We start from the raw sequence: 14,426 nt of genomic DNA, 5'->3' as shown, positions 1-14,426 counted from the left end.
TGTGACCGACACCAGAGGCACCTCTACCAACCAACACGCAGTTCGGTCCTGGCTGGGCATTCCCTACGCCACCGCTGAACGGTTCCGCCGACCCACCCTGCTGCCCTTCAACCCGGACCTCCCCTACGACCAGAAGGGGCCCGCACCGCTTCAAGCCGGAGACACCAGCTGGCTCGAAGCCGACAACGGGTTCAGTGAGGACTGCCTGAACCTCAACGTCTGGGCACCCGAAAACGCTGGTGACGAGCCACTCCCTGTGGTCGTTTACATCTTCGGTGGCGGGTGGGAGCTTGGGGCGAACACCCAGACCACCTCGAACGCATCAGGCCTGGCCGCGACCGGTCGGGCAATCGGCGTCTCGATCAACTACCGGCTCGGCCCGTTCGGCTGGCTCTCCCTCTCCCACTATGGCGGTGCACTCGAGGAGGCCACGAACCTTGGCCTGCAGGACATCATCACCGCGCTGGGATGGGTGCAGGAGAACATCGCCCGATTCGGCGGGAACCCGGAGAACGTCACCGTCACCGGCCACAGCGCCGGCGCCTTCTCCGCCCTCGGCCTTCTTGCCGCGCCATCAGCCAACGGCCTCTGCCACCACATCGCCGCGTTCTCCGGCATGCCATCACGCCTGGTGCCGGCCTGGGGAGCGGAAGAGCGCGCGCTGGAAGTCCTCACCGAGCTGGGAATTCAGAACGATCCCGAACAGCTCCTGAACGTGGACGCGAAGCTGCTCGCCGAGACGATGAGCAAAACGCAATTGTCAGACCCTGGTGCACGGCACGGCATCGACAACAACGTCATCGCAATCGTCGATGACAGCACTCAGCCCGGCGGCGTCATCGCCGATCATCCCCTGAGAGCCCTCGAGTCCGGACGCCACCGAGACGTCGACATATTGTTCAGCAGCACCACTCACGAGACCGACTGGTGGGTCCAGCACAAGACGGACGAGTTCGACCCCGGCAGCATCAGCGACCTCGCCGAGGAATTCGCCACCCGGAACCGCATCCCACGCAGCCGCGCCCGAAAAATCATCGCTGCGTACGACGTCGAAGGGCGCACCCCGGTCGAGGCCCGCGGCGCATTGCTCACCGACTTCTCCTTCACCCTGCCTCAGGTCCGTGGCGCGCTCGCGCACGCCGCGGCTGGAGGAAGCGCACATCTGCTCTCCGTCGGTCCTGTGGAAGGTGCGCATGCCGTCCACGGCACGGAAATGTACGGCATCGTTGGTCAGATCCGACCTGACGCCAGCGACGAGCAGGTACTCCGCGACACCTTCGTTCGGGACGCCCTCCTCGCCCTTGCATCAGGCAAAACTGACCAATTGTGGGAACCCGTGACCGGCACACCCGCCACGAAGGGCATCGGCAACATGCCCTACGACGCCACCACCCACGCCAAGAACGTGCTCGAGATCTTCAGGGACGTCGATCGCCCGTAACCACTGCCAACGGATTCGGATCTTTAGGATGAGTTCTGGAATGTCACCGAGCGGCGCCTCACCGAAATACCCAGGACAGCATGAATGACCCTGTTCCGCGGCGTGACCAGTTCAGCATGTGCTATTTGTCGTAAAGACGGGGATCAGTGCGTTGATTCATTTACCGGTGAACTCGATGGCGTCAAGATCTTCTTTGCTATGAAAAGCGGCAACGGCACGCTTGTGGTCCTCAGTGGCAGCCAGGACTCCCTGCGCAAGGCCCTCACGGTCCAGTGCATCTCGGAGGGTGCCGTCCACAGAGCGGTTGGTAAGGAACTTTGTCAGTCCGAGGGCCAGAGGGGCCCGTCGGGAAAGCGCAGCACAGTAGGCCACGGCTTGGTTGTCAAAAGACTCGCCCTCCAGAACCTCGGCAACGAACCCCAGCTGTTTGCCTTCATGCGCGGAGAACCTGCGCATGTTTAGCACCGCCTCCTTGGCACGGTGCAGGCCGATGGATTGGGCGAGAAGATAAGTTCCCCCCATGTCCGGCATGAGACCCATTTTCACGAAAGACTGTTGGAACCAGGCTTGCGGAGCGGCCAAGATGAGGTCACAGGCAAGGGCAAGGTTGAAACCAGCACCCGAAGCAATGCCGTTCACGGCGGCCACGACCGGCTTCTGGAGGTTGTACAGGCCTTCGGTAATCTGGCGGCCGTAAGTCAGCACTTGATTCATCTCAGCCGGAGTGCGTTGCCCCATGCCTTGAATATCGCCACCGGAACAAAACGCACGGCCAGCACCCGTCAACATCAGCACCCGCACCTCAGGTTCAGCTCCTGACCGGACAATCTGCTCCACCAAGGCACGCTTGACTGGATCATCAAGCGCGTTCAAAGTGTCCGGTCCGTCCAGCCGACAGCGGAGTACCCCCGGTGCAGGGCGGTCAATCCTGAGCTCTGTCATGTCGGCACTCCCAGTAAGGAGCGGGGGCCCACCACGAGGTGGTGCAAGCCGACGTGGGTTTGTCGCCCCGTCACAGCTTCCAAATTGCTAGGCGTCAACAGCATCGCTGCTATCACAGTTCTCGTGGAACGGGCGAAATTCGGGAATCTGGCAAGCAGCGCCGTACTCAATACGTAGGCGTTGAACCAGGTCCGATACTGAAGGAACATCGTCGATGAGGTCGATGCCCTGGCCGGCACTCCAGATGTCACGCCATGGTCGAGTCTTGGGCGGCAGATGATCATAATTGCCGCGGCCGGATGAGACCGGAAGATCCTCAGGATCCAAGCCAATTGAGGTGAGCGAGGGCCTCAACCAATTGGCCGGAACGGCAGTTACGCTGCTCGTGTAGATCAGATCAGTCGATCTCGCCTCCACAAGCATCCGCCGATAGGCGGGGGCAACATTCGCCTCTTTCGTCGCAATGAACCGAGTTCCCAGGTAGGCAAGATCGGCCCCGAGGATCTCTGCGGACCTGATCGCGGCGCCGGTTGAAATGGTCCCGGCTAAGAGAACTGTGCCATCGAACATACTCCGCACCTGCGGAATAAAGACGAATGGGCTGAGTAACCCCGAGTGGCCACCTCCTCCGCCGACGATACAAGTCAGACCGTCGACGCCGGCGGAGATCGCCTTCTCAGCGAAGCGCATGCTCGTGACATCGTGAAAGACCTTGCCACCCCATCCCTGGACAACTCGGGTGAGTTCGGTCGGATCGCCCATCGCACTGACGATAACGTCCACACCATACCGAGCGCAGAGATCAAGGTCTTCTTTCATTTCATCAGCGGTCCTGCGACGAGAAAAATTTACTGCAAGGGGACCGATGATCGCGGAGGGATACAACTCGTGATGCTCGTCAAGGTCGCGGCGGATCTGGCGGAGCCAGTCCCCAAATTGTGCGAGGTCTGCGGCGTTGTGTCGGGGCAAAACGCCCATGATTCCCGATTTGCACGCTTCGCGGACCAAGTCGGGCCCGGACACCCCTGCCATAGGTGCGCACACAACTGGCAGAACGAGCGAGTTACGTTGTGCTGGATCCAATGACATGTTGTGCCCTCTGCTCTTTAGTCTTGGAGACTTGGTCGGCGGTTTCAGGTCGCCACCCACCGAAAAATAACGATGGCCCAACAGTAACATAGTTGTGTGTCACAAAGTAAGTTTCTACCAACGTGCGTGAACATCTGGCTTGTTGCCCGTCGGTGTTAGCCCCTTCGGCGCTGATCGGCTTGGTCTACCAGCTCAGTGATCCACGGCCTGTGCCCGCGATGAAAAGTCAAGCCTTTGGGTAACCCCTCGACGGATGGGATGGAGTTTGAGATATCGATTGTTATCCGTCCGCCAGCCATGGGAGCGTTTGTGATGTGGACATCGCCAAAAGACGCGGGGAGGACTGGGTCCATCCACACGCCGCTTTGAGAAACGTGTGCGTCGTACCGCATCAGGCCTGTCACCAGCAATATGGGCGTTGTTGATGCCCAGGCCTGGGGTGAACATGCGGTCGGATAGGGCAGGGGTACGGCGAATTGTTCCCGGCTGAACCCGCAAAATAATTCAGGGAGGCGGCCACCGGAAAACTCGGCGGCCTCCAGCAGGGCGGTCGAGATCCGTTGAGCCTCGTCCACAAACCCATATCGCAGCAGTCCGGCTGCAATAATGGCGTTGTCATGGGGCCATACGGAACCGTTGTGATAGCTGGCGGGGTTATAGGCGCCCATGTCCGTGGCCAAGGTTCGGACGCCCCATCCGCTGAACATTTCGGGGGACATGAGGTGCTTCACCACCGACGGCGCCTTGTCCTCATCCACAAGTCCGAGCCATAGGCAGTGACCCATGTTGGAAGCGCAAGCGTCGACCTGGCGCTTCTTGCCGTCCAAGGCCACGGCGTAATAGCCACGTTCCGGCATCCAGAATTCCTCGTTGAAGCGCTTCTTTAACTGCACCATAAGATCGGCATACTCGTTCCCCAGGGCATCGTCGCCGGCGTCATAAGCCATCCAGGCGCGGGCCGCGTAGGCTCCGTAGACATACGCCTGCACCTCACACAGGGCTATCGGTGGCTCGGGCATACTTCCATTCGCGAAATTAATACCGTCCCAGGAATCCTTCCAGCCCTGATTAATCAACCCCCGATTGTTCAGGCGCTCATATTCGACGAAACCGTCGCCGTCTTTGTCCCCGTATTTCTGAATCCATTCCAGCGCGCGGTCTGCATGAGGCAGCAGAGCGGCAATGGTGTCCGCTGCAAATCCCCAGCGACTAACCGATCCGAGAACCATGACGAACAAAGGGGTCGCATCAACGCTGCCGTAATAGGTGGCTTTTCCTCCCAGCGCCAGTGCGCTTGAGACATCCAACCTGACCTCGTGCAAAATCTTGCCGGGTTCTTCTTCGCTAATTGGATCCACTATGCGTCCCTGACGGTCGGCAAGCGTTTGCAATGTGCCCAGCGCTAAGGAGGGATCAATTGGAAGCGACATCTCCGAAGCCCATAGTGAGTCCCGGCCAAAAAGGGTCATGAACCACGGCGCACCGGCGGCCACGACAACCCGGTCCGGGTGATTGGGGTCTTCGATCCTGAGTGCACCCAGATCATCATAGCTACGCCGCATAGTCCTCTCAATCGACCGGTTCCCCATCTGCAGGACCGGAATCTTGGCCACCCACTGTTGTCGGCGCTGGTCACTGGGGGAGAGTTCGCCGTCGGCGTGAACGAAAGACGGTGGACGACTGTCGCCCTGGGTTTCGGGCATCACCGTCAGGGTTGTGCTCCACCGGCCGTGCGGTGGGATGGTCACCCTGTATGTCAGTGTTTCGGGCGTAACCTGTGCTCCCGGGGCACGAATAACAACGCCCTTTCGGACATCTTGCCAGGTGGCTTGAATGATCAGCTCATCGCCCCGGTTCTGGCGGGTTTGGTCCCAGCGCCTTTTGATTCGGGCCTCCTTCACTTCGAAAAGATCAGCGAAATCGGCCGCAACTCTAAGCGAAACCAGGCAGTCCGCACTCGCCGGCGAGTAGTTCCGAACAGTGATCTGTTCGTGGATTCCTGACCCTACTTCGCGCAGCCGCTCCACAATAAGGGGGCTATCGGCACGTCCGCTAAGGCCGGGTACCCGCCCAGCAAATAGCGCGCGATACGGCTCCTTCGTTTCAGCTCCCAACTCTTCTACGAGCTGGCCGTCTACGGACAAACCCCAGTGCGACAGGATACGAGTGTCTTGGACGAAAAGACCATGCGGATGCTCAGGATGGATGTCACCATTCGCCAAGGAGATACAGAAAGACGAACCCTCAACCAGGGTTACCGTGCCTGCACCCAGAGGCCCCGCAGCGTTATCAACATTCCAACCGGACATTCCAGCCCTCCGAGTAGAGGCTAGCGCTGTTTAGCCACCGATGCGCTACACGTCTCAAGTGAACATTTCCTCGAAATGGACGCTACTCTCGCCTGTGCTTATAGGCCAGAGCGTGGAGACCGGAAACGAGTAACTTTGGTGGATTCAGGAGGGGTACGAGCCGCTCAGAGGGCCTGAACTTTCTCGTCCAGCGACCGTTTAGCATCTTGTTCGATTCTCGTCATTCTCCTGTCGTACCACCCTCTCCGGACGGCTGCCGATTCCTTGGAGACGTGGGCTTCGGGCACCATCAGATCGGAACCATGTATTGTGCCCGCCCATTGGTGCAGGTCTGCTGTGCCACCGGAACGCCAGATTGCCTGGGCCAAAGCAGTTGTGTCGTCTCGGAAGGCATCACTAGTGCCGCACATGAGAAATACGGGTGGGAAGCCGGAGAAATCTTCGTCGACCAGTCGGCCAAGAGCGAGGTGCGGATAGTCCGCAAGTATCGAGGGGGAGGCTTTTCCCAGCACGGCGTTCCACATCACGCGGTACATGCTGGCGAGGGCTTCAGAACTGCTGTCCAGTTGTTGATAGGAGAGCGAGCGCATCCGATCGTCAATCATGGCCCCGTCGATGACCAAGCCGGCATAGTCCAGGGCGGCTGCCCGCGCTTCAAACGCTACTGCAGCGGCGAGACCAGCACCGCCGCTGAGTCCATGCAGGAACAGGGCGTTCCGTGGATAGTTGAGTTCGTCTGCATGGGCTGCGACCCATCTAAAAGCATCAAGGGAATCCAGCATCCCGGCTGGGGCGGGGTTTTCGGGTGCCCGGCCGTATTCCACTGCAACGACGAGTAAGGACTGATCTTCTGCGATGTCCAAAATTTGGGGAAGATCCAGTGAGAGAGCCGACCCGGAAACCATCCCGCCGCTATGCAACCAGACGATGGCACCACGTGTCGGCTGGCGTGCCGGACGTATGACATGCAGGGTCACGGAGCGTCCCTGCCGGCCCTGTATGACCTTCGTGCGAGCGGTGAACGTTCCATTACGAGTAATCTGATCTTCCCCTAGAACTAATTCCCTCTGCTGAATCATCGCTTCGAGCGCGGCCCGTTGGTCTTCGTGGCTTGGAATGCTGGCGACGAACGGTGCGATTTCTGGATCGTAGGGAGGGAGGGGACCGACGGCAGAGGGTTGAACTGACATTGACAATCCGTTTCTTAGGGCCGAATGCGGTACGAGTGATCGGGTGCAGGAATGAACCCCGCGCAGAGCTGAGCGCAATGAGCCAGCATGCTACTGCTCAGGCACCAAGACGGGCGGTGTAAGCACATCCAGTTCAGGAATATCGCCTGACCATGCTTCAACTTCAACGAGCGCGTGCTGGGCAGTAGTGGCCTGTGAAAGACTTGAGGACGGCCTGTCGGATGTCAGCACATTGGGATTGCCGTGGCGGCAGAACGATGGATCATCGGGATCGGGGTCGTACCAGGCCCCTGCTGAAAGCTGGACAACGCCCGGACGGATCGCAGCGGAAGTCACCAGGCCGGCCAGGCACCTTCCCCGGTCGTTTCGAACCAAGACAACCTGACCGTCCGAAAGTCCCCGGGCAGCGGCATCTTCAGGATTCATTCGAAGGGGCTCGCGTCCCTGTATTTTAGACTTTTGGCTGGTGGCCCCTATATCCAGCTGGCTGTGTAGTTTGGTCTTAGGTTGATTCGCTATCAGGTGCAGCTTGTAATCGCCAGCTGATCCAAGCCATTCGTCGGGCTCAATCCAAACGGGATGACCGGGGCAATCAGGGTAGCCGAAACTTTCGATCTTCGAGGAAAAAATCTCAATCTTGCCGCTGGGGGTGGCCAGTGGATTCCCAATTGGATCGCGCCGGAACTCGGAAAAAAGAACCTGATCCGGTTTTATCACGGGGATCTCAATCTTCTCGCTCGCCCAAAATGTGTCGAAATCCACGACGACTGTTCCCTTGTCAGCGAGCCTCTTCTGCCACCCGTCGTATAGATGGCGAAGCCAGCCCATAGTGTCCCGGTTTTCGGTGAAAACTTCACCCCGTCCCATCTTTTCCGCCACAGCGGCGAAAATATCGAAATCATCGCGTGCTTCTCCAGCGGGCGCCGTCAGAGCGTGCATGGGAAAGAACGTAGGGTCGTTACGGCCGGCCCCGTAATCGTTTCGCTCAAACGTCATGGTTGCAGGCAGTACTATATCGGCGTGCCGTGCGGTACTCGTCCAGAACTGTTCATTGACGATGACCGTTGCCGGCTTTGACCATGCTTTACGGAATTTGGCAAGGTCTTGGTGATGATGGAAGGGGTTGCCGCCGGCCCAATAGATCAATTCGATTTTCGGCAAAGTCAGACGGTTGCCATTGAAGTCGATCTGGCTGCCCGGTTCGAGCAACATGTCTGAGATCCGAGCTACCGGGATATAGGACGGTTCTTCGTTTCGCCCCTGGGGAAAGGACGGGGCGCTCGAGACCCGCAATGGCAATCCGACGTCCGCAGAAGAGCCGTACCCATGCTGGAAACCACCGCCAGGCAGGCCTATCTGGCCCAGCATGGCTGCCAGTGTCACACCGAGCCAAACAGGTTGCTCGCCATGCTGTTGCCGCTGCATCGACCAACTGATGTTAATCATCGTCCGCGAGGCTGCCATCTCGCGCGCAAGCCGAACGATTCGCTCAGCCGGTATCGACGTCAACTTTTCTGCCCATTGAGGATTCTTGGGCGTTCCGTCAATTTCACCGCGTACGTAGGACAAGAATTTGTTCGCCCCAACGCAATATCGGTCCAGGAATTCCGAGTCAGCGAGGTTCTCTGAATCCAGAACGAAGGCCAATGCCAGCATCAAGGCGGCGTCACTGCCGGGAATGGGGGCGATCCATTCGGCTTGGGCTTCCCTGTAAGTATCATCTGCGATTGGTGATACATCGACGAAGCGGCAGCCGCGCGCAACTGCGTCCTTAATTGCGTTGCGAGCGACGTGCCGACCAATTCCACCTGGGCCTATTCCGCTGTTTTTTTCTGACAATCCGCCAAAAGCAACGAACAGCTCTGTGTTCTGGCTGACCACGTCCCAAGATGTTGCCTTCGCCATAATTTCAACTGGGGGAGCGATGACGTGCGGAAGCAGGACGCCGGAGGCCCCGTAACTGTAGTCGGTCACACCTGCGACATATCCGCCGAGGGAGTTCAGGAATCTGTGGATTTGGCTTTGGGTGTGATGGAAACGGCCGGCGCTGGCCCATCCATATGAGCAGCCGTATACGGCCGTGGGGCCGTATACCTCGTAGACCCGGCTGAGTTCCGCACTTACCAGCTCTATGGCCCGTTCCCAAGACACCTCCACGAATGGCTCAGAACCACGTCCTGATCCACTCCCCGGTCCGTGCTCCAGCCATCCTGAACGAACGGCCGGGCGCAGCACGCGAGTTGGATGATGTTGCGCTGAGGCCACATTATCGAGAATGTCTCTGGGGTCCGGATCTCCAGACCATGGTTTGACGGACTTTAGAGACGTTCCGTCGCTCTCAGCTTCGAAGGCTCCCCAGTGTGTCAAATGCGTGCCCATGCTTTGGGTCCCCTTGCGTCGTGTCCCGTACGTCGATCTGGATCCCGTTTACATCGTCAGACGTACCAGACCACTTTGTAAACAGGCTAGGGCCAGAAACGGGGTGGTGAACATTGGAGTAGAGCCGAGAGCCGGTTCGTGTGCTCGGGGGAACTCCAACCCAACGCCCAGGCATGGCTGGAACAGGAACGAAGCCATCGACCAACCTTGGTGAGTTGGCCAGTTTCCGGAGGCGTAGTCGTGGGGCCAATATCTGTCATATCGCTGAACTCTGTGTGTGCAAACGACGCCTGGAGCGGCGGTTCCGAAATCAGGTACCGAAGCGTGAACCAAGAATGGAAATCGAATGGATTTGACGATTCCGGCGGCCGCTGAGCGGTCCACCCAATCGACCCCCGCCATGTAGGCCTGGGGTCCGGTTATGTCGTTTTGCTCGCTTATTTCTGCGTCTACGCCAGCACCTTCTCGTTCGCTGGCATCGTAGCGGGAGAACTCATTACAAACACTCTGCATGGTCCGGAGCTTCCCTGGTATGCCTGGGCGGCCTGCTTTTGGCTAGGTTCAGCGGTCCTCAGCTATTTCAAGGTCGAGTTGTCAGCTAAGGTTCTCACGATCTTCCTCTTCTCCGAACTGACTGTCATCGGTGTCTACTGCGCCTTGGTTTTCATTAATGGAGATGCCAATGGTGCTGGCGTTTCCTTGGAGCCTCTGAGCCCGGCCCATTGGTTTGACGGAAACTTCAGTCTGGGAGTTCTCCTGGCGATCGGTATGTATGGTGGATTCGAGGTCACCGTGCCCTTCCGGGAGGAAGTACGTAATCCAGTCCGTGTCATCCCCCGTGCCAGTATTCACTCCGCTGGTGGAGAATTGCTCGCCACCCTTGCAGCAGTGATGGTCGTTACAAGTACCGTCGCGGTGATCCTGGCTGCACACAACATCACTGCACGATACGTCTTCAACCTCAGCGCCGATAAGATCCTGCCTGCGAGGATGGCCTCAGTCCATAAGCGTCACGGATCGCCGCACATCGCCTCAATCATGACCAGCGCTGCTGCCCTCGTTCTCAATGCTGCCGCCGTTGTTTTCGGGCTGGATCCCCTCGTCTTCTACACGGCGGTACTTGGTATGACCAGTTTCATCGCCCTGGTCATCATCTTTGTCTGCAACATGTCCGTGGGAACCTATATGCGTCGTAACGGCGGCCAGCTCGCCTCGCCCCTGGGCAACCGTTGCTTGCCCGATTCTGGCTGCAGTAGGCCTGGACAGCGTCCTGGTGATGGCTGCAATAAACTTCCCCATGTTGGTTGGAGGTTCCGAAGCACTAGCCGGTGGACTCATGGCCTTTATCGTCGGTGTGTTCGTCCTGGGCGTAGTGACGGCGAGCGTCCATCGCCGTAAAAATGCTGATATTTACAGCCGCATCGGTCGGCAGTATTCTGCCGTTCCCCAGGTACTGACGACGGCGGCGCCACTTCGGAAGGGGGCGTCGCCCTCGTCGTTTATCCACGCTGTTAGAGTCAGATGGGGCGACTGGCTGGCTCCGCCGATAGTTATCGTGGCGTCCTGCCCACGTAAGCGGTAGCGACTCCACGTCCAGCCACGGTACGCATCAGCGGCATCCCCCTCCAGCAAGTCTGCGGCGGCCGCTGCCAGCAACGCCATGGCGTCGCAACCAGTGCTGAGATCAGCCCGTTTGTGGACCCCGGTCATCCCAGGCGTGCCCGTGCAAGCGTATCCATTCGCCTTCGTGTGGCGTGCAACTGCGGCCTGTCCGGTGGGGACTTCACGGTTGACACGGCGGACCGCGTCGTCCAACATCGTGGCGTCTACTGCGCACCGGGCCTCCCATTCAGAATCCACCGCAGATCCTCCGTCAGCGGCTCCGCGGTTTCCGAGTCCGTCATGCTCTGCAAGGCTTACACACCGGGCCGATCCGATCACCGCCGCCGGACCGGTGGTTGGTCACTGCCGCGAGGGAAACAAATCCTCCATCATCGAATTGGGAAACAACCGTTCCCGATACATGGCAGGAAAAGGGAAAACGCTGGCCGGGACCATCAAGTCCCGGCCAGCGCTTTCACGAGTTTTCAGTTCTGCGTACTTGAATCCGAAGTCATGGAACCGTCGGGCGTAACGACAATCTTGCCGATATGGGTTCTCTTCAGCATCGTCTCCTGAGCCTTACTCAGCTCAGAGAGCGGAAAGACCTCTTCTACGAGAGGCTTGATCTTTCCCTCCTCGATGAGACTGACAAGACGCGCAAACGTCTCCGGCGTCGGGTTAGTGATCCCGTGCAACTCCAGATCCTTATAGATGAGCTCCCGAAGGTCAATGCGGCTCACCGGTCCACCGATGGCTCCTGCGGTCGCATATCGACCCCCACGCCGAAGCATGAGGAGCAAACTCTCGAACATGCTCCCCCCGACAACATCGATAACGACGTCGGCACCACGTTCACCGATGACAGCTGCTACGGCAGCCGCCAGGTCCGGTACGTCTCGAGCGACAAATCCGTCGACGCCGAGCTCCCGCAACCGCGCCTCTTTGCCAGCACTCGCAATGGCGATAACACGGGCACCACGTGCCTTCGCCAGCTGGATCGTCGCAGTGCCCACGCCGCCGGCTGCGCCGGTGACGACGACTGTCTCGCCCTCGCTCAGCTCGGTCCTGGCCAACATCTCCTCGGCAGTGTCGTAAGAGCAGGGGAAAGTGGCGAGCTCAGCGTCACTGAGGTCGGTGCTCACGCGATGCGCGTTCACAGACGGCACATGCACATACTCAGCGAATCCTCCGTCCCGGTCTCCGCCCAGGTACTCAACAATCTGTGCACGCCGGGGAAGCTTCGGATCCCGAACAGACGGGTCGACGATGATTCGGGTACCGATCCGGCTCTCATCCACTCCTTCACCGACTGCCACGATCGTTCCAGCCACCGAGGCCCCTTGAACGCGGGGAAACGACATTTTCGTGCTATTCCACGTGGCGCCGGCATCGTCGTCGCGCCCCGACCGTCCAAGTTCCTCCGAGACAGACTCCTCCACGACGCGGTCGTACCATCCAGTGCGCGTGTTGATCTCGGTATTGTTGAGCGCGCACGCACCAACCTTGACCAGCACTTCTCCCGGGCCCGCCACAGGCGTCGGCACCTCGGTCCGGTACACCAGCTGATCGAGACCGCCGTGGCCGACCAGCTGGACCGCAGCCATCATTGTGGGAATGTTCGTAATCGTGGGCACTGCTCTCTCTGTCATCTCTTAGTCCTCCAGCTTCTAAAGGTCGAGGCCAGGCTTGACCATGACGTGCTTCAGCTGGGAGTACTCGTCCAGCCCGTGCAGCGATAGTTCGCGGCCGTAGCCCGACTCACCGTATCCACCGAATGGCATCTCTGACACATTCGGCGTGTGTTGGTTGACCCAGACCGTGCCGAAGCGCAGCTCTTTGCTAAAGCGCAGAGTGCGCGCAAGATTGGTCGTCCACACGCTGGCCGACAGGCCGTAATTGACGTCGTTCGCGAGCTGCAGCATTTCGTCGTCGCTTTTTGCCGATTGGATGCTCACTACCGGGCCGAACACTTCGCTCTGAACGATCTCGTCCGTCTGCTTGACGTCGGTGATCACAGTCGGTTCGATAAACCAGCCCGGACGATCTGCCTGTCGTCCGCCCTGCCTGATCGTGTTGCCGGCATCCCGTGCGCGTTCGATGAACCCGAGGACGGACTTTAGTTGCTTTTCTGAAATGACGGGTCCCAGCGTGGTGGCAGGATCGGATGGGTCGCCGAGGACAAGCTCGCTCACTTCCTTGCAGTACGCCTCGACGAATTCCTCGTAGACAGACTCTTCAACGATGATGCGGCAAGCAGCCGTGCAATCCTGGCCAGCGCCGGAATAGCCGAAAGTCACAAGGTCCCTGGCCGTCTCGCGAATCGGGCTATCCGCAAACACCAGCACCGGAGCCTTACCGCCAAGCTCCAGGCCCACCTTTTTGACGGTATCCGCAGCCGTTGCCGCCACAAACTTGCCGGTCGAGGTTGCTCCGGTGAACGCGATCTTTCGAATTCCGGGGTGTTTGGCCATCGCAGTGCCGGCCGATCCGCTACCCAGAATGAGGTTGATTACGCCTTCAGGAAGGAAGCGGTTGGCGATCTCTACAAGCTTGAGGGTACTGAGTGGTGTCACAGTCGCCGGCTTGAGCAGCATTGTGTTGCCGGCTGCGAGGGCTGGCGCGATCTTCCAAGCTCCCATAAGGAGAGGATAGTTCCAGGGCGTGATGAGCCCGACGACACCGAGCGGCTCCCGCCGAACCCATGAGGTACTCTCGTTGTCGTACTCATCGACGGCGGGCGCCGTAGAGATGCGGGCAGCACCCGCGAAGAATCGAAGAACATCCACGACAGTCGGCACCACGAAGTCGCGCACGTCTCCGATCGGAAGGCCCACGTTCAGGCTCTCGATCCGCGCGAACTCCTCGATTTCCTGCTCGACGGCGTCAGCGATCTTAAGCAGCGCGGCCGCGCGCTCAGCAGGGGACGTGCTTCCCCATGTCTTGAACGCCTCCGAAGCTCGCTGCACGGCAGCATCGACGTCGGAATCAGACGCTATGGGGAATCTGGCGATTACTTCGCCGGTCGCCGGGTTGAATACCTTCGAAGCGCCTTCACCTTTCTCATCAGCGAGGTACGTTTCCGCAAAGGCCATAAAGTCCATGCTTTCCAGGGTCATTGTCGAGTTGCTCCTCAGTGGTCGTGGTCGTCGTCCAAGGTTGGGTCACTGTCAAGCTCAATCATCGCTTGCCGCGGTGGACGCCGCCTCGTAGATTTTCCGATGCGAGCACAGAAAAGTGAGCGGTGGCACAAAGTGGCGACGACCTGCAGGCATCCGGAACACCGCCCTCCCGGGCGCTCCGCCCAGGAGGGCGGTGTTCCGCTGACATGTCATGGCTCACAAGTTGCCATGCTGCACTTCGTAATCTTCCCTAGCCCATCCCGTTGGCATCTGGGGAAAGATAATCGTAAGGCCATGGCTTTGCGTCGGATGACGCCGCTCGAGAATGCCATTTACCAAGTGAGGACAAAACAGT

General features: G+C 59.2%; 10 protein-coding genes. 2 read left to right on the top strand and 8 right to left on the bottom strand.

Going from position 1 to position 14,426, the window contains the following annotated elements; all coding sequences use genetic code 11:
- Position 1: 1 nt before the first annotated feature.
- On the top strand, positions 2-1,441 hold the full coding sequence (locus tag AC1DD7_RS24015) for a carboxylesterase family protein (RefSeq protein ID WP_477516862.1): 1,440 nt from the start codon (positions 2-4) through the stop codon (positions 1,439-1,441).
- A gap of 156 nt (positions 1,442-1,597) precedes the next feature.
- Here the strand turns inward: AC1DD7_RS24015 and AC1DD7_RS24010 are convergent, their stop codons facing one another.
- From AC1DD7_RS24010 to AC1DD7_RS23990, 5 genes are all read right to left on the bottom strand, one after another.
- Positions 1,598-2,383 (bottom strand): enoyl-CoA hydratase/isomerase family protein, encoded by a 786-nt coding sequence (locus AC1DD7_RS24010; protein WP_477516861.1) that lies wholly within the window; start codon positions 2,381-2,383, stop codon positions 1,598-1,600.
- 87 nt (positions 2,384-2,470) lie between these two features.
- Positions 2,471-3,472, bottom strand: a complete 1,002-nt coding sequence (locus AC1DD7_RS24005) for an NAD(P)H-dependent flavin oxidoreductase (RefSeq protein ID WP_477516879.1) — start codon at positions 3,470-3,472, stop codon at positions 2,471-2,473.
- Positions 3,473-3,627: 155 nt separating this feature from the next.
- Positions 3,628-5,781, bottom strand: a complete 2,154-nt coding sequence (locus AC1DD7_RS24000; RefSeq protein WP_477516860.1) for an amylo-alpha-1,6-glucosidase — start codon at positions 5,779-5,781, stop codon at positions 3,628-3,630.
- A 164-nt stretch (positions 5,782-5,945) separates the two neighbouring features.
- Positions 5,946-6,758, bottom strand: coding sequence for an alpha/beta hydrolase (locus tag AC1DD7_RS23995; RefSeq protein ID WP_477516859.1), 813 nt, complete (start codon positions 6,756-6,758; stop codon positions 5,946-5,948).
- 303 nt (positions 6,759-7,061) lie between these two features.
- The gene (locus AC1DD7_RS23990) at positions 7,062-9,350 is read right to left on the bottom strand and encodes a molybdopterin-dependent oxidoreductase (RefSeq protein ID WP_477516858.1); all 2,289 of its coding nucleotides are present in this window, start codon (positions 9,348-9,350) and stop codon (positions 7,062-7,064) included.
- A 387-nt stretch (positions 9,351-9,737) separates the two neighbouring features.
- Between AC1DD7_RS23990 and AC1DD7_RS23985 the strand changes: the two genes are divergently transcribed.
- Positions 9,738-10,748, top strand: a complete 1,011-nt coding sequence (locus AC1DD7_RS23985) for an APC family permease (protein ID WP_477516878.1) — start codon at positions 9,738-9,740, stop codon at positions 10,746-10,748.
- A 12-nt stretch (positions 10,749-10,760) separates the two neighbouring features.
- On the opposite strand, the gene AC1DD7_RS23980 is transcribed toward AC1DD7_RS23985, so the two are convergent.
- The 3 genes from AC1DD7_RS23980 to AC1DD7_RS23970 form a co-directional block, all read right to left on the bottom strand.
- On the bottom strand, positions 10,761-11,210 hold the full coding sequence (locus AC1DD7_RS23980; RefSeq protein ID WP_477516857.1) for a hypothetical protein: 450 nt from the start codon (positions 11,208-11,210) through the stop codon (positions 10,761-10,763).
- Between the two features lie 227 nt (positions 11,211-11,437).
- Complete coding sequence (locus tag AC1DD7_RS23975) at positions 11,438-12,601, bottom strand: alcohol dehydrogenase family protein (RefSeq protein WP_477516856.1); 1,164 nt, start codon at positions 12,599-12,601, stop codon at positions 11,438-11,440.
- Positions 12,602-12,619: 18 nt separating this feature from the next.
- Complete coding sequence (locus tag AC1DD7_RS23970) at positions 12,620-14,068, bottom strand: aldehyde dehydrogenase family protein (protein ID WP_477516855.1); 1,449 nt, start codon at positions 14,066-14,068, stop codon at positions 12,620-12,622.
- Positions 14,069-14,426 lie beyond the last annotated feature (358 nt).

This window comes from Paenarthrobacter sp. 10L412, assembly GCF_056395565.1.
Note: the sequence above shows the minus strand (reverse complement) of the source record. Positions and strands in the feature narration are given on the sequence as shown.